The organism is Alteromonas sp. AWJ4_199 (genome assembly GCF_056159165.1).
Genome location: NZ_JBSWUR010000001.1, coordinates 1,453,820 through 1,475,372, shown reverse-complemented (window position 1 = coordinate 1,475,372; position 21,553 = coordinate 1,453,820). Strand labels below are relative to the sequence as shown.

Here is a 21,553-nt window from a genome sequence, read left to right as displayed (position 1 = left end):
ATATTTTGAAACTGATTCATTTTTTATCGGGCTTATCATTGAAAAGCTGAATCTATACCATACACACAACTTTTGAGTTTTCCCCTTTTAATGTTCTGAGGAGTTAGTTGTGTCTCATCCAATTATTGAAGATTTAAACAAGCGTTATACGGTTAAGAAGTACGATGCAAACAAACGCATCTCAGCGGACGACCTTGCTACCATTCTTGAAGCTTTGCGTCTATCAGCGTCTTCTATCAACTCTCAGCCTTGGAAGTTTGTTGTAGTAGAAAGCGATGAAGCAAAGCAGCGTTTGCACGATAGCTTTGAAAATAAGCATCAGTTTAACCAACATCACGCTAAAGAAGCATCGCATACTATTTTGTTTGCTTACGACCCTAAATTCACCAGAGAAAAATTCGTTAAGCGTGTAGATGCGGAAGTATCTTCAGGTCATTTACCCGAAGACATGCGTGAAAACTTTATGGGCGCTTATGCGTTTGCTGAAGCGAATACAGATGAAAATGGTAACAACGCCGCGTGGACTAAAGCCCAAGTTTATTTGGCATTGGGTAATGTATTACACACTTTGGCCCGTTTAGGGATAGCTTCCACACCTATGGAGGGTGTCGATCCTGACTTACTTGGCGAACTATTCAAAGAAGAATTAGACGGTCACATTTGTGAAGTGGCACTGGCTATGGGCTACGCAGATACAGAGCAAGATTGGAATCACGGCCTTCCAAAAGCGCGTTTACCAAAAGAAGACGTGATTGCAGTGGTTTAACCCTCATAGAACAGTCAGTTGTTTTAAGTAAGTGTAAAATGCAAAAGAGCGCCTTTAACGGCGCTCTTTTTATTTGTATGACCCATCCTAAATAGCGTTGAAAATAATCTGTTTGCCCCCATCTCACTGGCTTGTCTGAAATTGTAATGTTAATTAAACCAGCCTAAATATCGTGCCCGCTTTTATAAAACGCTTTTACCCTTCTTCATTTACGCCATTTCTTGTTGCGTGGGTATTGTCGTATCTAATTGCTAGCACGGGTTTTCAGACACCTAATGTAGCGAGTAATGCTGAAGTTACATCGCAATCTCCGCTGGCTAAATTTGTACACAGTACACAAAGCTACTCTCTTAGGTTTAGCGCAACTAAGCTAACCGGTGATAAAGGCGAAAAGCCTACCGACGCAGAGCCGCAAGGTTTAATATCGGCATTGCTAAACTTTGCCTTTTACAAAGCGTCATCCAACAAGGTGCCATCAGCAGGCCCTTTCTATAATGATAAAACGTGGGTAAAAGCGAGCCCTCGAGGCCCACCTTCCATCCTGAGTTAACTCCTTTACACGCGCTAACGTGAAAGCAAAGCCTCTTTGTTTCTCGTTCAAGCGTTTTAAAACTTTATTATTCAGGATTCTAAAATGGCACGATTTTCATTTCGTGGCTTTGTGTATGTGCTCATCGTTATGCTCGGTTTACTGAGCGCTGCGCCCAACATATTGCCACAATCAATTAAACAGCAGTTACCTACGTGGTACACCACTTCCACACTATCTTTAGGCTTAGATTTGCAAGGTGGTTCGCACCTGTTATTAGCCGCAGACACTAACGCCTTGTTCGAAAAACAGCTCAACAGCTTTTCGAGCGACTTGTTTAGCGAATTGCGCAGTCTAAACGTGCGCTATACAAAAACATCTCATTCACTCACTCATAAAGATAGTGATTCTGAAAGTGTTGTTTTTACTTTGCGCAATACAGATGATGCGAGAAAGGTAAAAGACGCCGCATACCAAATTTCTGCTCAACCAAATGGTTCAAGCGCACTTGATGTTGCGATAAAGCAAAGCACCGTTACTCTTACGCTTAACGAGCTATACACCGAAAAACTAATTAAAGACACCTTAAGTCGAAGTGTTGAAGTAGTGCGAAAGCGTTTGAACGAAACAGGGCTTACTGAGCCTAGCGTTACGCTACAAGGTAAAGACGCCATTTTAGTTCAGATGCCGGGTATGTCTGACCCCACCCAAGTTAAAAAATTATTGGGCACTACCGCACAAATGACCTTTCACTGGGCTGCAAACAGTCGCTCAGAACAAGTAATGAGCAAACAAGATGCGGCGGGTAATTTCTACCGTCTAGAACAAAAAGTGGCGCTAGAAGGCGAACATATCACTGACGCGGCCGGTGTTTTAAGTAGCGAAACCGGTCAGCCTGTAGTGACCTTTCGTTTAGACAGTGCCGGTGCAAAGCAGTTTGCCACTATGACCCGTGACAACATTGGCCGCGTGCTTGCTATTGTTCTTGACGATAAAGTGATAACCGCCCCGGTTATTAACAGCGTGATCCCAGGTGGTCGTGGAGAAATTACCGGTAACTTTACGTTGCCCGAGGCAGGTAATACCGCATTAATGCTTCGCACTGGTGCGTTACCTGTGCCCCTTAACATTGTAGAAGAACGTACGGTTGGGCCTGATTTAGGCAGCGATGCAATTCAAACCGGAGTGGAAAGCGGCGTGGCAGGTGCGTTACTGGTATTGGCATTTATGGTGGCGATTTACGGAAGGTGGGGCGCTATCGCAAGCTTTGCTCTGTGTATCAACATGGCACTGGTGTTTGGCGCATTAACCCTGTTTGGCGCAACACTGACGTTACCAGGCATTGCAGGTTTGATCCTAACCATGGGCATGGCGGTAGACGCGAACATTTTGATTAATGAACGTATTCGTGAAGAAAGTAAAAAAGGCCGTCCGGCAGCCAGTGCAATAGAAGTAGGCTTTGATAAAGCGTTCGCGACTATAGTGGATTCAAACTTCACTACGCTCATAGCGGTAAGCTTGTTGTTTATGTTTGGCAGTGGCCCTATAAAAGGTTTTGCCATTACCATTGCCCTTGGTCTGGTGTCCTCGATATTTACTGCGGTTGCCTTAACTAAAATGTTGATGCTAAAAGCAGTTAAGTTGAAAAAAAGAAACACAAGAGATCGCACGCCCATGCGCTTCTCTTCAACGCTTTTACGGTTAACCGATAAGCTTAGCGGAATTAACTTTCTAGCAAAACGTAAAATTGCACTCGCTGTTTCTGTAGTGCTAACAGTGCTTTCAATCGGCTTGTTTGTTAAGCCTGGCTTACATTATGGCGTCGACTTTACCGGTGGCACTATGATTGAGTTGACCGCACCAACCCTTACTACCGATGAGCTAAGGGATGTGATTGAAAGTAATGGTTTTGATCAGGTAGCAATTCAAGAATATGGCAGTGAACATCACTATTTATTGCGAGCACCTGTTCTTAATAGCAGTGGCGAGCTTGAAAATAGTAATGCAAAGCAGACTGATGCCCTGAAACGTGCGATTTCGCAAGCCGACAGCGAGGTTAGCTTTGATAAAATTGATATGGTTGGACCGAAAGTCAGCGGAGGCTTCGCAGAGCTATCTATTCTGGCACTGCTTATCGCAGGTGGTGGCATGTTGGTGTATCTGTGGGCACGCTTTGAGGCGCATTTTGCAAGCGCAGCGCTGCTAACCGTGATACTCGATTTAACTAAAACCATAGGCTTTTTCGCGTTAACGGGCATTGAATTTAACTTAACGGCTGTCGCAGCACTGCTGGCGCTCATTGGTTACTCTATAAATGATAAGGTGGTAGTGCTTGATCGCATCCGTGAACTATTACGTTTAGACCCAACCAAACCTTTAGCAAACACTATCAATGAAGCGGTGAACAGCACATTAAGCCGAACGGTATTTACTTCCGTTACCACCCTGCTAGCGTTGTTACCGATGGCTATTTTTGGCGGTGATGCAGTAGAGAGTTTTGCAGTGCCTATGGTTTTTGCTGTCGTGATTGGCACATCATCGACCTTGTTTATCACCTCTACGCTGTTGTATTTGTTTGGCAGCAAAAGAGAGAAACAAGGTAAAGCCCAGTTAAAGCCTACTGCAGAAGAGATTAAGGCATCGTTGTCGCATATTCCCTAAGCGGCACAAATTCCTTAACCCGTATGCCTTGGCGCGTTTTTGTCTCTTATTACTTTGACACAAAAACGCGATAAGTTGACAGTATTAACAGGAACCCTTGATGCATTCACGCATACCCGAATAATTTGGTGTGAGCATCAAGGGCAATAAGGAGCGTATAATGTTTGCAGTTGATCACATTATTTTACTTAGCGCAGTGCTTGCCATCTTAGGTGTGCTGGCCAGTAAATTATCTCCGCGCTTTGGCGTACCTGTTTTGGTGCTATTCCTCGGTGTAGGAATGCTGGCTGGTGAAGATGGGATTGGCCGAATTTTCTTTGATAATGCCGATGCCGCCCATGCTATAGGTACATTCGCGCTTATCCTTATTCTATTTGATGGCGGTCTTCAAACATCTAAAAAGTCTATAATTCAAGCGTGGAAGCCAGCGGCTTTGCTCGCCACCTTTGGCGTAATCGGTACAGCAGTGGTCACTGGTATCGCTGCTATGGTTATTCTCGATTTACCGCTTTATAAGGGCTTATTGCTTGGTGCTATTGTAGGGTCGACAGACGCCGCTGCAGTGTTTTCTGTTCTGCGCAATGCTGGTATACGCATTCCCGCTAAAATAAAGTCCACACTGGAGCTGGAAAGTGCGTCGAACGATCCTATGGCCATATTCCTCACTATTGGCCTTATTACGCTTATACAAGGTAGCACGACTAAACCGTTGGATTTGCTCTCCTTATTTGCTAGCCAAATGGGCGTTGGCGCTGCAGTTGGCCTTGCAATAGGCGGTATTGCTGTATGGCTTTTTAGGCGTGTAACTTTAATGGCCATAGGTTTGTACCCGGTATTTGTGATGTTATTTGGTGTACTGTCTTTTGGCCTTGCTGCGAATTTAAACGGCAGTGGTTTCCTAGCTACCTTCATCACTGGCGTAATAGTGGGTAATAGCCGCTTTGCGTATCAACGCAACACCTTTGTATTTCTCGACGGTTTGGCGTGGCTTGGGCAAATTGCCATGTTCGTTATCTTAGGTTTGTTGGTAACGCCCACCGAGCTGTTTGTTAATTGGAAAGAGGGCCTTTTAATTGCGTTTGTGCTTATTTTTATTGCACGTCCGCTGGTGGTGATGCCTATTTTGTTGCTTTCGAAGTTCTCATTTAAAGCGTCGTTGCTTATCTCGTGGGTGGGGTTGCGTGGTTCGGTGCCAATTATTTTAGCTATTTTCCCGCTGATATTTGGTATGCCCTACGCTGAGCTAATTTTCAATGTGGTGTTCTTCATTGTGCTTATTTCAGCCCTGTTACAGGGTTCAACCTTGCCCTACGCGGCGCGCAAGTTAGGCTTAGTATTAGACGATGAGGTAAAGGAATCGAGCACGCTAGAAATTGTCAAAGTTGCCAAAAGCAAGCGCGAGCTTATAGAAATAGAGGTATTGAAGTTATCGCCCGCACTACACAAAACTATCAGTGAATTATCTCTTCCAGAGAATACAGTAGTGGCAATGATTGCCCGTGGTGAAGAAACCCTTATACCCAAAGGAAGTACCAAAATAGAAATGGGCGATCAAATTTTCATTATCACCAAACTGCTCGATAAAAGCGCTGTTGAGCATTGCTTTTACAGCGAGCAGGAATAGGGTGCTATTGTAGGGGACTTCATGTAGAATGCGCCGCGGAGTTGGCCAGGCAATCGCCGCTTTCGTAAGAAAGGGGAGGAAAGTCCGGGCTCCAAAGGGCAGGGTGCCAGATAACGTCTGGGCGGCGTGAGCCGACGACAAGTGCAGCAGAGAGAAGACCGCCTAAGCATGTTTACATGCCGGTAAGGCTGAAAGGGTGCGGTAAGAGCGCACCGCACCTCTGGTAACAGAGTGTGGCAAGGTAAACTCCACCCGGAGCAAGACCAAATAGGATCCCTTAACGTGTGGCCCGCATGGGGATCGGGTAGGTTGCTTGAATCAGTGAGCGATTGCTGATCTAGAGGAATGGTTGCCCACGACAGAACCCGGCTTACGGCCAACTCCACTCTTTCCTTAGATAGCTTCTTAAAGCATGTTTATTGTGCCGCCTTTAGACGATACTTTTCCTAAATTAGACGAAGGCTATTCCTTTAGCAGGTGAAGGTTACTTCTATAGCGGGTGAAGCCTCTACCTGAAGGGACATTACCTCAGGCAGAGACATATATCGCTCGTTACTGGAAGAAATAGCGGAACGTCGCGCCTACTGTGCGAGGTTGGTTTACCGTAAATCCAAGTCGAGCACGTCCACCACGCTCTCTATCAAACGAAAGCTGCGCGTTTTCATCAAACAGGTTGTTGGCGTATAGCAAGATTTCGTAATCATCGTAGGTAAGACCAAAGCTCATGTTCATTGTGCCGTAGTCGTCTAGCAACAAATCTAACTCTGTTGTTTCAGTACCGGTTGCACCACCGAAGGCAAGCCCTGATGTGAAGGTGCCTGCGCCAGCAACTTGGTCACTAGGCTGGGTAATGCGGTCGCCCACGTATTGATAAGAGCCTTGGAAGTAGGTGCTGTTTGAAGAGAATAAAGGCTGCGCTAAATCATAGGTAAATGCGATAGCGAAGCTTTCTTCAGGTACTGACGCTAAACGGTTGCCATCTTCAACGCCACCTAGCACCGCACCATCGCCGTCAACAACCGTAGAATCGAACTCAGCTTCGATAATGCTTCCGGTTAATGAGAAAAATAGCTGGTCGGTAAACTGACGTGTAAGTTCAAATTCAATACCTTGGGTGTGGGCGTCCGGCACGTTAAATGATACACGTGAAGAACAAGAACCCGCATCTAAGGTAACCTGAAGATCTTCAATGTCGTTATAGAAAGCTGAAACGTTAGCTGTCCAGCCTCGTCCTGACGATTTCATGCCTATCTCATAGTTGGTGAGCTTTTCATCGTCATAGTCTTGGAACGAACCAAAGATGGCTTCGTCTTGGTCGGTACACAGACTGCGGTTTAGCGGGTCGTTAACGCCGCCCAGTCTGAAGCCTTGCGACACTTGAGCGTTGAAATTTACGTTTTCATTCAAGCTATACTGGCCGATAACGCGAGAAGTAAAGCCATCTGATTGTGTAGAGTCGGTCTGGTTGTCGCCGTTGGCAAATAAGCCCCCAGAGATAAACTGACGCTCTTCTTCATAATCGTAAAAACGAGAACCCACGGTCATTTTAAAGTCATCGTTCACTTGATAGTTCACTTCACCAAACACAGCAAGCTGCTTTAAGTCGTAAGGTAAATAAGCGTTGTACGGCGAATCGGCCTCAAAGCCATTAGCAACCGCTGCTGACGTGCCTTCACCTAATGTCGCATCTGTAAACGCATCATAACCAGGGGTAGGAAGTGATTGATCGTAAACGCGTTCAGTTGAAGAGTAGAAAGCGCCAACTAACCAGTCTAGCGCGCCATCGTCATTAGACGCGGCGCGAAGCTCAAAGGTATCTTGCTCTACTTCGGTTCTGTCTAATAGATTTGACGGTAATAATACGGCTGCATCCGGAAAACCTAAGTCGATACTTACTGAGCCTGACAGCGCGCTGGCATCACGGCTCACCAATATATCTCGGTCGGTATAGCTATAAACAAAAGTAAAGTCAGCAACGTCTGCTTGGTATTCAGCGGTTACATCAGCTATTAAGGTTTCGTCAGTAAACCCTTCCTCAAGCAGTAAGTACTGTTCGCGCTCACCCAATTGAATAGCAGGACGTGTCGTAGTGTAAGGGTTTGCAAACACGTTATAGACTTCTTCTCTGTTAAACCCGTTCATCTCGAGTTCTTGGTAGATAAGTCGTGGCGTTATGGTGAGTTTATCATTAGGTGCGATAACGAACGCTACACGTCCGCCAGTTCTGTCGCCGTCATTAACGTCTTCGCTAAACGCGCCGTTCTCACCAAGGGCATCAATAAAGCCCGCATAATCGGTACGATATACCACCGCGCGCATAGCAACTGTATCTGAGATTGGTACGTTCACCATACCTTTTACATGACCGCCCACGCCACCGTCTGTCACACTATTAAGATTAGCTTCAAACTTACCTTCAAAGGTATCTAACTCGGGCTGATTGGTGATGTAGCGAAGGGTTCCGCCGATAGAGCCAGATCCAAAAAGCGTACCTTGCGGACCGCGCAGGGTTTCAATGCGGTTAAGGTCGAAAAGGTCGAGATCTGGGGTAAACAGCGATAGTGAAATAACGCTTTCATCAAGATAGACGCCTACTTGCTCTTTAACGCCTGGTTGGTCACGCACTATTTGCCCTGCCGATACGCCACGCATTGAAACCTGGCTTTGGCCTGGCCCCAAATTTTGAATAGAGACGCTTGCCACATTTCTAGCTACATCCTCTAAGTTACCCGCGCCGCTGCGTTCAAAGTCTCGCTGGGTTTGTGCGTTGATTGAAAAAGGAATGTCTTCAATGGATTCTGCACGCTTTGTTGCCGTTACTATGATTTGCTCAAAGTTTTTCTCATCCGCTTGTTGTGTGTCCTGTGCAATTGCGCCAGAGCTAAGCAGCCCCATTATTGCAATGCTTAGAGTGCTTCGTCGAAACGACGTTTTTTCTAGTTTAAACATAAGTCCATCCAGGTTGGTTGTTTCTATTTTGTTGTTAGGCAAGGGCGTAATGTGGCAAAAAAACTTGGCTATTTCTATATCTGGCGAGATAAATATTTCAACTTTAGTTGTAAAGTGCGGTCTTTGTTTTTATATGTTTCATTTTTGTTAAATGTTCTTATGGCCTCAAAATGCGTCTAAAAGGTCAAAACAAGTGTCTATCAGGCTAATTACATCAGTAATAGTTTAGGTATGATTTGTTTTAGATGAGCTGCATTTATTGCTTAAGAAAATACCGCAGTTGTCGCAATCCTTGGTGGAAAAGTGCTCAAAGTGTAAATCCTATCCAAGCCCAAAACCCAAAACAAAAGCCATATAAGAGAACTGCAATGAAAAAATCAGTGAGCGCAAATGAACTTCTAAAAGGTATGCTAGCAATCGTTGTCGCGAGTTTTCTGTGGGGGACAACAGGCACTGCCGCTCAGTTCGCCCCAGGAATCAGTCCGTTAGCAATCGGTGCCTTTGCAATGGGGATGAGCGGTGTATTGCTTTGTGTTAGTGCCCGAAAATCACTGGTAAAGGATGCACCTATTCTTTTTTCTACACCACTGACCTTTCTGTTTGGCAGTGTATGTGTTGCAATTTATCCGCTGGCCTTTTACAGCTCAATGCGTTTGTCAGGCGTTGCCATAGGCACCGTAGTTTCTATCGCCAGTGCGCCATTATTCGCTGCGCTTTTAGAGTATTTTTTGAGTAAAAAGCCCGTGTCTCTAAAATGGTTTATTAGTTTTGTGTTTGGTGCGTTTGGGATTGGTATGTTAGCCATGGGCAAAGAGCTGGATACATTTTCAGCAACTAAAGATGATCAGGTGTTCGGCGTTATCTTGGGTTTAATTGCAGGTTTAACTTATGCGGGATATTCCTGGGCGGCAAAGCAACACATTGACGCTGGCACAAACTCAAAGTCTGCTATGGCCGGGCTGTTCGGCTGTGCTGCGATTGTCTTACTGCCCTCACTTTGGTTTACCGGTCAGAACCTATTTGCTAACGCTATTCACACTAGTGTTTCACTTTATATGGCCATAGTGCCGATGTTTTTTGGATACTTGCTTTTTGGTTATGGTCTTCGTACTACTGAAGCCAGTAAAGCCACGCTTATCACGCTAATAGAACCACTGGTAGCCACCTTATTCGCTATCTTCCTAATTGGTGAAGTATTCAAACCGGTGGGGTGGGTTGGCATGACGCTGGTAAGTCTCTGTCTTTTTATCCAATCGGTAAGGTTTCCTCTAGCTTTAAAGCGCTTTGGCCGAAAAGCGACGGCATAGCTTTGTCTTTATACCAATTCACTATTCCTCTCGACACTGGCCCAGTGATCTACCTTGTCGATGAGGTCTTCAGCATCGAAGGGCTTACTTAAATAATCGTCCATTCCCGCTTCAACACAGCGCTCTTTATCACCTTTCATTGCATTTGCGGTCAGGGCGATAATTGGAACGTTGAGGTAACGCTCTCCAGCTTCACCGTTTCTAATGCGCTTAGTTGCTTCAAAACCATCCATTTCTGGCATCTGACAATCCATCAAGATGACATCAAAGGTCACCTTCATTTTATTCAGAGCCTCTAGTGCTTCTAAGCCAGATTTGGCGCTAAGGGTAGTATGGTTGCTCAGATGCTGTTTCACGATTATTTGATTGATATCGTTGTCTTCAACAATGAGCACTTTACGCTTTTTACCTTTTTTTTGTTTTAACGAAGAGGCGTGATGTACAGGGACTAGCAAAGTCTCATCTGCTGGCTCAAGAGAAATAGTGAAAGAGAACGTACTCCCGTGTCCTTTTACACTTTCAAGTTTTATGTTGCCACCCATAAGCTCACAAAGCTGCTTGCTAATGGATAAACCTAGACCTGTTCCGCCAAACTTACGGGTGGTTGATAAGTCTTCTTGCGTGAAGACATCAAAAATAGTGCTTTGCTTATCTTGCGCAATACCTATTCCCGTGTCTTTTACGCTACATAAAAGTGTAAGGCTGTCGTCTGCGTTTTGTTTAATGCTAGTGGTTACTTCAATGTATCCAGCGTCAGTAAACTTGACGGCGTTACCTAACAGGTTCGACAGAATTTGCCTGAAGCGTACATCATCACCTTGCACAACGTGGAAGCCCTGTAGATCAAAGTGGAAGTGTAGATCGAGGCCTTTTTCTTGGCACATAATGGCGTACTGACTCTGAAGGTTCTCAAGTGACTCTAAAATATCGAAAGGGTTATCTTCGATTTGTAGCTGACCGGCTTCAATTTTAGAAAAGTCCAAAATGTCATTTACGATGTGTAAAAGGCCTTGAATGCTGAATTTCGCCAAAGAAAGGTAATGCTTCTGTTCTTCGGTAAGTTCAGAGTTTGCCATTAGCTGTAAAACACCAGATATGCCGTGTATAGGCGTGCGTATTTCGTGGCTCATACTCGCTAAGAAACTAGACTTCAATCGAGCAGATTCTTCGGCTTTCTCTCTTGCTTCTTGAAGGTATTGTTCCGTTTGTCGCTGCTGCGTAACATCTTGCTGAAAACCGATGTAATGCGTCACTTCGCCATTGGTTTTGACTGGGGTTAAATTTAATCGGTTATAAAAGGCGCTGCCGTCTTTTCTGTAGTTAAGTAGTGTAGTTTCAATAGGCTCACGTGTCGCAATGGCTTTGCGAATTTGATCAACGGTTTGTAAACTGGTTTCATCACCCTGCATGGAGCGACAGTTTTGCCCAATTATTTCACTTCGTTTATAACCAGTTAATTCTTCAAATGCACTATTTACATAAATAATTGGCTGTCCGGCCCGTTTGACATCAGAAATAATAATCGAAACAGTTGCTTCATCCATCGCATGGGTCAGTATGTTTACATGGCTTTCTAATGCGCGCTGCTCGGTAACGTCACTACCTACATATATGTCGCCACGAATATTACCCTTTACGTCAGCGAGCGAAGCTTTTGTCCAGCGAATATAACGCTCTTTGCCCGAATCTACTGAAAAGTGCGTCAACTCATCGCTCGGTTGTGTCGCTAGTTTCCGAACTATAAGTTTTAAAATCGAACTCTTTTCACCGTATTGATCATCGCAAAAAGCATCGAAGCGCGTATTTGAAATGAGAATTTCTTGATTCTGATCGACCACGACCAGCATGTCGCCCATCGACTCTAATACATTGGAAAACTGTTCGTTAGACAGTGAGACCTCGGTTAGATCCCAAATAAGCTTATCGAAGGCGGCTCGAATGTCGGCTAACTCTTTTGCCTCCACTTGCAATTCATCGTTTAAAGAGGTTGTGTTGTCACTGGTAAGACGGTTTTTAATATCGTCATAAAGCGTTGAGAGGGTTCGCTCAGCTAACGTTCCGGTCATGCTCACCATATGCAAAATAATGAAAATGAATCCTGTGATCATTGCTAATAAGACGATGCCCGTCCAAGCAACTTCTCTGTAAGCCTTGATAGTTGGCTTAACGCTATATAATTGAAGATTCTTCCAGCTAGTTTGCTTAATAGAATAGCCGCTTTGGTTGAACGCTAAAAAGCTTGAATTTAGTGCGATTAAAGAGGGGTCGCTACTAAATAGTACGTTTCCGCTTAAATCTGTAACTAATTGGTTAGTGAGTCGAGGATAGGGCTCAAGAAGTGATTGAAGGCTGTCAACATACATAACAAGGGCACCTTCAGAGACACCATTGAGTAAAACGGGAACGCTAAATACTACTCCGTATTTAGATACAGAAGAAAATGTGTTTGATGAGCCAAGTGTTTGCTGACGCCAAGCATTGCTTAACGACTCAGGTAGGGTTGCACTCCAGTTTTTTTCGATAACTTTTTTACCCGCAAAGTCAAACAGTGCAAATTCGACGGTTTTTGCTTGAGTGAGGTTTAAAGAGCGAAAGAACATAGGCAAGTAATTATCTCGCTGTTCTAAATCAACCAGCGAATTAATAATAATGTCATTTGCCGCTAGATCAGCAAGCTGACGAGTTGTATCGCTTACAATGAAATTAATATCTTGCTCGAGCCCTTCTACCGACTGCTGCTGAAGGGCATTACTTTGCTTAACAATGAAATGAAAGGAAAGGGCAACTAGTGTAATAGACAGCACTGCTATTAATAGCGCTAGCCTTGGGATCATGCTTGAAAGCAATAAAGAACGCAGCCTCATAGGTTCATGCTGCATTATTTCTTGCCCGTTGTTACCAAGTGGCCTTTATCATTAAATTTTGTCATAAAATAATCCTTTGACCAAAGTGCATCATGCCTTTCTTTTGTGAATGGGGCTTCATAGTATTTTACGGCACCCTGGATGTCTTTCAGCGATTCTAGGGCACTGCGCAACTCGTTAATTTGTATGCTACCAGCTTTATCGGCAGCGATTGCAACTAAATGAATTAAATCATACGCATGGGCCAGACCTGTGACACCCTCAATAGCTGCTGCATCAATTAAACCATACTTATCATAATAGGCTTCTAACAGTTGTTTAGCCTTGTTATTTTCTTGATGGTGGAAGTGAAACGTTTGAAGAACTGAAATGTTGTGGTGGCTGATTGGGTTAACTAGTTTAGATGCTAACTGTCCAGATGCTACTCCCCAGTGAGCAATTACCGGAAGCGAGCTTACTCCCTGCTCAGCCATGGCATTCAAGATGACCGCGCCTTCGGGTACGTTAGTAACTAATATGACACCGTCTGTTTTCGCATTTTTTATCGCTGCAATGTCTTCAGAGAAACTCTTCTGCTGCCAGTTAATCCAATGAGTGGCGCTAATGTTTACGCCTTGCTCCGCTGCCGCTTTCGTTAATGATTCAAGGTTTGAGCGTCCCCAACCTGTGCGCTCCAGAACCAAAGCGACATTTGACAATCCGTTGGATTTTGCAAAGTTAATCAGTAAAGGAGCGGCTTCTGCGTCACGTACTGAGACCCGAAAAACGTTATTGGGGGAATGCTTATTATCGATGATGGAAGTACCAGCGGCCCATGGTACCAGCATGAGAATATTTTTATTATGTATAATATCGATCTCAGCAAGCACAACTGGCGTGTGTACTCCACCGACGACGGCTAGCAAGTTTGGCATTTTCGCAAACTGCTCAATGTTGTGAATGCCGCGAGCGGGGTTCCCTCGATGATCTTTCGCAATTACTTTAAGTTTACGGCCAAGTATCCCCCCATTTGCGTTAATCTCTTCAACGGCTAACTCTACACCTTGGGTAATAGCCACACCTCCCTCTACAGCAACTGCTGAAAGGTCTGCATCTATACCTATTATCAGAGGCTCTTGAGTGCTGTCAGCGCGGCATGAATTGATAAAAAACATAAAGCAGAAAACCGCTGTTAGAAGAAGTTGTACACGCATGGGTTAGTTACCTAGTTGATTACCCTTCAAAGTGTATAGCAATGTGCTGAACGTTTTCTTATTTACGCACTATTCTTTAGTATAATTTAGTACGTTATGTGAGCAGTTTCTTACGAGGCAACGTTTATTGTTTTACTGCAAAAAGACCAATGTGGCACGATTCTGTCATTGAACAAACAGTGTAAAGCTAAATGGTTGTTTAGTGAGCAGCTATGCAAGGGCCCAGCGCGCAATTAGAATGTTAAAAACATCTGTGCCTGTGTTGAAGGTATTCTCTTTTACTATTAAAAATTAAGGAGAACAGTAGTTTGGAGTATAAGTGCGAAATACAACATTGCCTACAATTATAGATGTAGAAGCAAGTGGATTTGGGGCGGCAAGTTACCCCATAGAAATAGGCATTGTGCGCTATGATGGTGCAAAATGGTGCAAACTACTGAGGCCATTTGACTCTTGGGTACACTGGGATACAAAAGCAGAATCGCTTCATGGCATCTCTCAACAAATGTTACAGGCACGAGGCGAGGAGCCTCATAAGGTGTGCGTTGAGCTTAATAATTTTCTGGGGAATACGGTTGTATACAGCGACGGATGGGTGGTAGATAACCCTTGGCTGATAAAGCTGTTCTCGGCTGCGCAAATTGAAATGTCGTTCACCTGCCGCGCCCTTGAATATATATTGAGTGAGTCTCAAATGGATAACTGGCACGACGTAAAAAATAGTCTTTCCGCTGAACTAGACGTAAAGCGTCACCGAGCGAGTTCTGATGCAATGATAATTCAGCAAACCTATGCTAAAACAATGGCGCTAACTCAGAAGTGATTCTGTGTTGCCTTTACAATTAGGGAGGCACAGTTTTGACGTCGCGGCGTTCGATAAGCTAAAGGTAGTGATATTCCTAGAATAGGTAATTAACACCTAAAGAAAGCGCCATATTCTCTTCTTCGCCAATTTGTCTATGCTCTAGCTCTACGGCCATGTTTAACCCTTCGCTTTGGCCAAGTAGCCAGCCTAATCGCGTAAAAGTACCTACATCGTGGGGTAAATAAAGCCACTCAGCATAATGTTGAAAAGCGGTATTGTTTGTTTTGTAGGTCGCATAAACCTTCTGCGGCACCCAAGTGTTAAAACGCCGGCTGGCGCTAAACATACCTTGTGAGCCCGCTGGATAGGTATAAGTGTTGTCGTAAAGGTAGGTTTCGGTCGTAGATTTAACGCGGTACATACTGTTTAGCTGCCACCGAGCTATCTTCTTGCTTTTAAACTGAATTGGGCTGTAGAGGGTATTATTTACTTCCGCGAACACGGGTGAGGCTGTTATTGAGACAGCCAGCGTGAACGCTGTAAGAGTACCAGAGACTACATTCATGGAAGAACCCAAGTTGTTGTTGTCATGGCTTGTAAACAACCAGAAACTACAAGCGATAGTGTGTTCGTTATTTAAGCATAGCTGCAAAAACAAAGGATGGAAATAGGCTTTACCTTTTTTAATTTAGGGGGCTAGCTTGTCTCACCTGAAAGACTCAACAAAAAACGCCGCTAGGTTGCATTGCTTCAATGTAAAGCGTAACAAACTAGCGGCGTTTTCAAAAAGCGTTAGAGGGTTAACGAATTAAATCGATGCTTTTAACGCTTCCGCTTTATCTGTTGCTTCCCACGGGAATTCGTCACGACCGAAGTGACCGTAGGCTGCAGTAGGGCGGTAAATCGGGCGCTCAAGATTAAGCATTTGGATAAGGCCGTATGGACGTAAATCAAAGTGTTCGCGCACTAATGCAACCAGTGTTTTCTCATCAACCACACCTGTACCGAAAGTATCGATGCTGATAGACGTTGGCTCTGCAACACCAATGGCGTAAGACACTTGAATTTCACAGCGTTTGGCAAGACCAGCTGCAACAATGTTCTTAGCAACGTAACGACCCGCGTATGCTGCGCTGCGGTCTACCTTTGATGGATCTTTACCTGAGAACGCGCCGCCGCCATGTCTAGCCATACCGCCGTATGTATCTACGATAATTTTACGACCTGTTAAGCCACAGTCGCCCATTGGACCACCGATTACGAATCGACCCGTTGGATTGATGTGAAAACGCGTGTTGCCGTCTATCCACTCGCTTGGAAGCACAGGCTTGATGATTTCTTCCATTACCGCTTCACGTACTGTTTCAGTGCTTACTGAATCACAGTGCTGAGTTGAAAGTACAACCGCATCAATGCCTACAGGCTTGTCATTTTCGTATTTAAAAGTGATTTGGCTTTTTGCATCTGGACGCAACCAGTCTAGCTTACCAGATTTACGTACTTCCGCTTGTTTTTGAACAAGGCGGTGAGAGTACGTGATAGGCGCCGGCATTAATACATCAGTTTCGTCGCTCGCGTAACCAAACATCAGGCCTTGGTCACCTGCACCTTGCTCTTCTAAGCTTGCGCGGTCAACACCTTGATTGATGTCAGGAGACTGTTTACCAATTGCGTTTAATACAGCACATGAATCGGCGTCAAAGCCCATATCTGAGTGCGTGTAGCCAATTTCTTTAACTGTCTTTCGGGTAAGCTCTTCAATATCTACCCATGCAGAAGTGGTGACTTCACCACCTACTAAAACCATACCGGTTTTTACATACGTTTCGCAGGCCACCCGAGCGCGAGGATCTTGTTCTAAAATAGCGTCAAGAACCGCATCTGAGATCTGATCAGCAATTTTGTCCGGATGTCCTTCAGACACTGACTCGGATGTGAATAAATGCGTGGCCATAAATGCTCCGTAAGCGTTAAATTATCAAAATAGTCGTATATTGTACTAAAACAAGTTATAAATACCAGTCTTTACTTCTAGACGTCTAAAAGTCTCTTTGTTACGAAATGTTGACATAACCCGATCAGTATTAAGGTTATTTGTATAAAATAAAAAGACTTAGGCAAAGGTAAGAGAGTTTTTATTACCGTGCTAATACGCATTGGTGAGCGTATAGACCATTTTTTACTATTACTTTCGCTATTGGCAATGAAAACTCATTGAACTGTTAGGTGGCATAGGTAAGAATAACGCCACATTCAATCGTATAAAGAAGTAGAGCAAACGCCTTATCTCTACGCTCGTCTAGCTCTGCTAGCCCGCTAAGATACGAAACAAAAGATACAAAATAAATCAGGAGACAACATGCCCTCTCGTCGTGAACTCGCCAATGCAATCCGTGCATTAAGCATGGATGCCGTTCAACAAGCTAAATCTGGTCACCCAGGTGCCCCAATGGGGATGGCTGATATCGCACAGGTACTATGGGGTGATTTCTTATCACACAACCCTGCAAACCCATCTTGGGCTAACCGCGATCGCTTTGTGCTTTCAAATGGTCACGGCTCGATGCTGCTGTACTCTCTTCTTCACCTTTCAGGCTACGAACTGCCAATTGAAGAGTTAAAGAACTTCCGTCAATTGCATTCAAAAACGCCAGGTCACCCAGAGTACGGTTATGCGCCAGGTGTTGAAACGACCACTGGCCCACTAGGCCAAGGTATCAGTAATGCTGTGGGCATGGCGCTTGCCGAAAAAGTACTAGCTGCACAATTTAACAAAGATGGTCACACTATTGTTGACCACCACACCTACGCATTCTTAGGCGACGGCTGCTTAATGGAAGGTATCTCACATGAGACCTGTTCACTAGCCGGTACACTAGGCCTTGGTAAGCTTATCGCGTTTTGGGATGACAACGGCATTTCAATTGATGGCGAAGTGGAAGGTTGGTTCACCGACGATACACCAGCACGCTTCAAGAGCTACGGTTGGGAAGTGATCGATGGCGTTGACGGTCACGATGCAGAGCAAGTAAAAGCCGCTATTGAAAAGGCACAGGCGAATGCTGCGCAACCTACGCTTATTTGTTGTAAAACCACCATTGGTTTCGGCTCGCCTAATAAAGAAGGTACCGAGTCTTGTCACGGTGCACCACTAGGTGAGGACGAAATTGTCGCTACTCGCGAGAAGCTTGGCTGGAGCCATGGCGCGTTCGAAATTCCAGACGATATTTACGCTGGTTGGGATGCTAAAGAGAAAGGTTCAAACGCGGAAAGCGCGTGGAATGACGCTTTCGCTGCATACGAAGCCGCCTACCCAGAGCTTGCAGCAGAATTCAAACGCCGTGTAAATGGCGAGTTGCCAGCAGATTTCAGCGACAAAGCAGACGCTATCATCGCTGAACTTCAAGCTAACCCACAAAATATCGCTTCACGTAAAGCGTCGCAAAATGCATTAAACGCGTTTGGTCCACTACTTCCTGAGCTATTAGGCGGCTCTGCCGACCTTGCTGGTTCTAACCTTACCATCTGGGAAGGCAGCAAAGGCGTTGAAGCAAACGATGCATCAGGTAACTACATTTATTACGGTGTACGTGAATTTGGTATGTCGGCCATGATGAATGGTATTGCCCTTCACGGTGGCTTCAAGGCATACGGTGCAACCTTCCTGATGTTTATGGAATATGCACGTAATGCGGTACGTATGGCAGCGCTAATGAAGCAACCTGCAATTTTCGTTTACACCCACGATTCAATTGGTCTAGGTGAAGACGGCCCAACTCACCAGCCGGTGGAGCAGGTGGTAGCGCTACGAGCAACGCCTAACCTTGATAACTGGCGTCCTTGTGATCAGGTTGAGTCTGCTGTGTCTTGGAAGTCTGCTATTGAGCGCACTGACGGCCCATCAACGCTGATCTTCACACGTCAAGGCTTAGCGCAGCAAGAAAGAACGGCTCAACAAGTTGCTGATATCGCGAAAGGCGGTTACGTACTTAAAGACTGCGAAGGTACGCCAGAGCTTATTCTTATTGGTACCGGTTCTGAGGTTCAGCTAGCCGTTGAAGCCGCAGCGAAACTAACCGAGCAAGGCAAAGCCGTTCGCGTAGTGTCTATGCCATCAACTGACGTATTCGATCGTCAGTCTGCTGATTACCGTGAAAGCGTACTGCCTTCTAGCGTTGTTAAACGCGTAGCGGTTGAAGCGCTGTCTAAAGATAGCTGGTACAAGTACGTTGGCTTTAATGGCGCTATCGTAGGCATGGACACCTTTGGTGAATCTGCACCTGCTGGCGACCTGTTTAAGCACTTCAACATTACCACTGACGCTGTAGTAGAGGCTGCACTGTCTCTGTAAGAGGTAATAGATAAGCCTATGGTAAATATTGCCATAAATGGGTTTGGTCGTATTGGTCGTAACGTGTTGCGCGCGCTGTATGAAAGTGGGCGCAACAACGAATTTAACGTGGTGGCCATTAACGACATTGCTAAACCCGAAGGCATAGCACATTTACTTAAATACGATACCGCCCACGGGCGGTTCCGTTTTGATGTGGCCTTAGAAAACAACACGCTAAATGTCGCAGGCGACGATATTACACTGCTCGCGATAAGCGATATTAAAGACCTACCCTGGAAAGACTTGGGCGTTGATATTGTGCTTGAGTGTACGGGCAAGTTTGATGACAGAGCATCGGGGCAAGCACATTTAGATGCCGGCGCTAGCAAAGTGCTTTTCTCGTCACCCGGGTCACCAGATTTAGACAATACGGTCATTTTCGGAACCAACGAAGACACGTTGACCAATGAACAAAAATTAGTCTCCAACGGCTCTTGCACCACAAACTGCATTGTTCCTGTTATCCAAGCGCTAGACGCTGCGTTCGGTGTTGAAAGTGGTACGATCACAACCATTCACGCGTCTATGCACGACCAGCAAGTTATCGACGCCTATCACGAAGATTTGCGCAGAACCCGTGCTGCAAGTCAGTCGATTATTCCCGTTGATACCCGACTTGCTGCCGGTATAGAGCGCATTCTGCCTAAGTTTGCGGGAAAATTCGAAGCCATTGCGGTTCGAGTGCCAACTATCAATGTTACTGCCATGGATTTAAGTGTAACGCTTCAATCTAAGGTAACGATTGAGCAAGTGAACCAAGCCCTTCGCAATGCAAAAGCGGGGCGTTTACAGGGCATTTTGGACTACACCGAAGAGCCTTTGGTGTCGGTAGATTTCAATCACGACCCTCACTCGTGTATTGTAGATGGCACACAAACAAGAGTCAGTCACAAACAACTGGTTAAAACACTGGTGTGGTGTGACAACGAATGGGGTTTTGCAAACCGTATGCTCGATACCGCAAAAGTGATGTTCGACGCAAAATAAAGCATTGATGCTGCCAAGGGTTGGTAGCACCAGCCCGCGCAGCTTTCACAGTTAATTTGAGCGTGTCTTACCTTCAAAACACGCTCTACTGAATTTAAATTAACATAGGAAAGACGATGGCAATTCCAAGCATGAGCGATATGGCCCTAAAAGGTCAGCGCGTATTAATTAGACAAGATTTAAACGTGCCGGTAAAAGACGGCAAAGTAACTTCTGATGCGCGTATCAAAGCATCAATCCCTACGATTAAAGCAGCCCTAGACGCAGGTGCGGCAGTTATGGTGATGTCTCACCTTGGTCGTCCTACTGAAGGCGAGCTTGCAGACGAATTCTCTCTTCAACCTGTTGTTGATTATCTTAATGACGCCCTAGACGTACCGGTTAAGCTTGTAAAAGATTACCTTGACGGTGTTGAGCTTAGCGAAGGCGAATTAGTTATCCTTGAAAACGTACGTTTTAATAACGGCGAAAAGAAGGACGACGAAACGTTAGCAAAACAGTACGCAGCACTTTGCGATATCTTTGTTATGGATGCGTTCGGTACTGCTCACCGCGCACAAGCGTCTACTCATGGCGTTGCTAAATTTGCACCAAAAGCCTGTGCTGGCCCATTACTTGCTGCAGAATTAGACGCACTTGGCAAAGCGCTAGACAACCCTAAGCGCCCAATGGTTGCTATTGTGGGTGGCTCTAAAGTATCTACCAAGTTGACCGTGTTAAAAACATTGGCTGAAAAAGTTGACCAGCTGATTGTTGGTGGCGGTATTGCCAACACTTTCATTGCTGCTCAAGGCCATAATGTAGGTAAGTCACTAGTAGAGATGGACCTTACCGAGCAAGCCACACAGCTTATGAATGAAGCGCAGGCGAATGGCGGTAATATTCCAGTGCCTACAGATGTGGTCGTGGGCAAAGCGTTTGATGAGAATACCGAAGCGACGCTAAAAGTAGTCAGTGACGTTGCCGACGACGATATGATTTTTGATATTGGTCCAGACTCTTCAAAGGCGTTAGAGGACATTATCAAGAACGCGGGAACCATTGTATGGAATGGCCCTGTAGGCGTATTTGAATTTGAACAGTTCAGTGCTGGAACAAAAGCGCTGTCTGAAGCGATTGCGGCAAGCGACGCATTCTCAATCGCAGGTGGTGGTGATACACTAGCAGCAGTTGATAAATACGGGATTTCCGATAAGGTCTCTTATATTTCAACAGGTGGTGGTGCGTTCCTAGAATTCTTGGAAGGCAAAACACTACCAGCGGTAGCAGTACTAGAAGAAAAAAATAAATAAGCCTGGGTGCTGCATGTAAACGCAGCGTTTTAAAGCTCTAGATAGCTAAGGCCTAGTACAAACGTTACCCCATAAGTGTCACGCTCAGTAACAGCATTTTTGAGCGTGACCTTTTAATCGGAAACGATTACACCTGCGAAACAGTGAAGTACGCAGGCATAAATACCAACTTTATTACAGATG

Annotated in this window: 14 protein-coding genes and 1 other RNA gene; 10 read left to right on the top strand and 5 right to left on the bottom strand. The window is 45.1% G+C overall.

All coding sequences use genetic code 11. The features are described from left to right. The first annotated feature begins 109 nt into the window (after nucleotides 1-109). From ACXAER_RS06405 to rnpB, 5 genes are all read left to right on the top strand, one after another. Nucleotides 110-766: an NAD(P)H-dependent oxidoreductase gene (locus ACXAER_RS06405; protein ID WP_474827662.1), complete on the top strand. Its 657-nt coding sequence runs from the start codon at nucleotides 110-112 to the stop codon at nucleotides 764-766. Between the two features lie 172 nt (nucleotides 767-938). Beyond that, nucleotides 939-1,316, top strand: coding sequence for a hypothetical protein (locus ACXAER_RS06400; RefSeq protein ID WP_474827660.1), 378 nt, complete (start codon nucleotides 939-941; stop codon nucleotides 1,314-1,316). A gap of 84 nt (nucleotides 1,317-1,400) precedes the next feature. Beyond that, the gene (gene secD, locus ACXAER_RS06395) at nucleotides 1,401-3,956 is read left to right on the top strand and encodes a protein translocase subunit SecD (protein WP_474827658.1); all 2,556 of its coding nucleotides are present in this window, start codon (nucleotides 1,401-1,403) and stop codon (nucleotides 3,954-3,956) included. Nucleotides 3,957-4,116: 160 nt separating this feature from the next. Further along, nucleotides 4,117-5,580: a potassium/proton antiporter gene (locus ACXAER_RS06390; protein WP_474827656.1), complete on the top strand. Its 1,464-nt coding sequence runs from the start codon at nucleotides 4,117-4,119 to the stop codon at nucleotides 5,578-5,580. 37 nt (nucleotides 5,581-5,617) lie between these two features. Further along, an RNA gene (gene rnpB, locus ACXAER_RS06385) (RNase P RNA component class A) lies at nucleotides 5,618-5,968 on the top strand. Between the two features lie 164 nt (nucleotides 5,969-6,132). On the opposite strand, the gene ACXAER_RS06380 is transcribed toward rnpB, so the two are convergent. Further along, a complete protein-coding gene (locus ACXAER_RS06380) occupies nucleotides 6,133-8,529 on the bottom strand; it encodes a TonB-dependent receptor (protein ID WP_474827654.1) in 2,397 nt (798 codons plus the stop codon). A gap of 368 nt (nucleotides 8,530-8,897) precedes the next feature. On the opposite strand from ACXAER_RS06380, the gene ACXAER_RS06375 reads away from it, so the two are divergent. Further along, on the top strand, nucleotides 8,898-9,836 hold the full coding sequence (locus ACXAER_RS06375; protein WP_474827652.1) for a DMT family transporter: 939 nt from the start codon (nucleotides 8,898-8,900) through the stop codon (nucleotides 9,834-9,836). Between the two features lie 8 nt (nucleotides 9,837-9,844). On the opposite strand, the gene ACXAER_RS06370 is transcribed toward ACXAER_RS06375, so the two are convergent. Beyond that, the gene (locus ACXAER_RS06370) at nucleotides 9,845-12,715 is read right to left on the bottom strand and encodes a hybrid sensor histidine kinase/response regulator (protein WP_474827650.1); all 2,871 of its coding nucleotides are present in this window, start codon (nucleotides 12,713-12,715) and stop codon (nucleotides 9,845-9,847) included. Next, nucleotides 12,715-13,893, bottom strand: coding sequence for an ABC transporter substrate-binding protein (locus tag ACXAER_RS06365; RefSeq protein ID WP_474827649.1), 1,179 nt, complete (start codon nucleotides 13,891-13,893; stop codon nucleotides 12,715-12,717). Before ACXAER_RS06365 ends, ACXAER_RS06370 begins: the two co-directional genes overlap by 1 nt. Before the next feature lie 319 nt (nucleotides 13,894-14,212). On the opposite strand from ACXAER_RS06365, the gene ACXAER_RS06360 reads away from it, so the two are divergent. After that, complete coding sequence (locus ACXAER_RS06360; protein WP_474808547.1) at nucleotides 14,213-14,716, top strand: 3'-5' exonuclease; 504 nt, start codon at nucleotides 14,213-14,215, stop codon at nucleotides 14,714-14,716. Between the two features lie 76 nt (nucleotides 14,717-14,792). Here the strand turns inward: ACXAER_RS06360 and ACXAER_RS06355 are convergent, their stop codons facing one another. Both ACXAER_RS06355 and metK read right to left on the bottom strand, forming a co-directional pair. Then, entirely contained in the window at nucleotides 14,793-15,263 is a 471-nt protein-coding gene (locus ACXAER_RS06355) for a hypothetical protein (protein ID WP_474827646.1), read from the bottom strand. Nucleotides 15,264-15,506: 243 nt separating this feature from the next. Further along, on the bottom strand, nucleotides 15,507-16,652 hold the full coding sequence (metK, locus tag ACXAER_RS06350) for a methionine adenosyltransferase (RefSeq protein WP_474827644.1): 1,146 nt from the start codon (nucleotides 16,650-16,652) through the stop codon (nucleotides 15,507-15,509). 405 nt (nucleotides 16,653-17,057) lie between these two features. Here metK and tkt point away from each other — a divergent pair, with 405 nt between their 5' ends. The 3 genes from tkt to ACXAER_RS06335 all read left to right on the top strand — a co-directional run bounded on the left by tkt (nucleotide 17,058) and on the right by ACXAER_RS06335 (nucleotide 21,370). After that, on the top strand, nucleotides 17,058-19,049 hold the full coding sequence (gene tkt / locus ACXAER_RS06345; RefSeq protein WP_474827642.1) for a transketolase: 1,992 nt from the start codon (nucleotides 17,058-17,060) through the stop codon (nucleotides 19,047-19,049). Nucleotides 19,050-19,067: 18 nt separating this feature from the next. Beyond that, the gene (gene epd, locus ACXAER_RS06340; protein WP_474827640.1) at nucleotides 19,068-20,078 is read left to right on the top strand and encodes an erythrose-4-phosphate dehydrogenase; all 1,011 of its coding nucleotides are present in this window, start codon (nucleotides 19,068-19,070) and stop codon (nucleotides 20,076-20,078) included. 116 nt (nucleotides 20,079-20,194) lie between these two features. Continuing rightward, the gene (locus tag ACXAER_RS06335; RefSeq protein WP_474827638.1) at nucleotides 20,195-21,370 is read left to right on the top strand and encodes a phosphoglycerate kinase; all 1,176 of its coding nucleotides are present in this window, start codon (nucleotides 20,195-20,197) and stop codon (nucleotides 21,368-21,370) included. Nucleotides 21,371-21,553 lie beyond the last annotated feature (183 nt).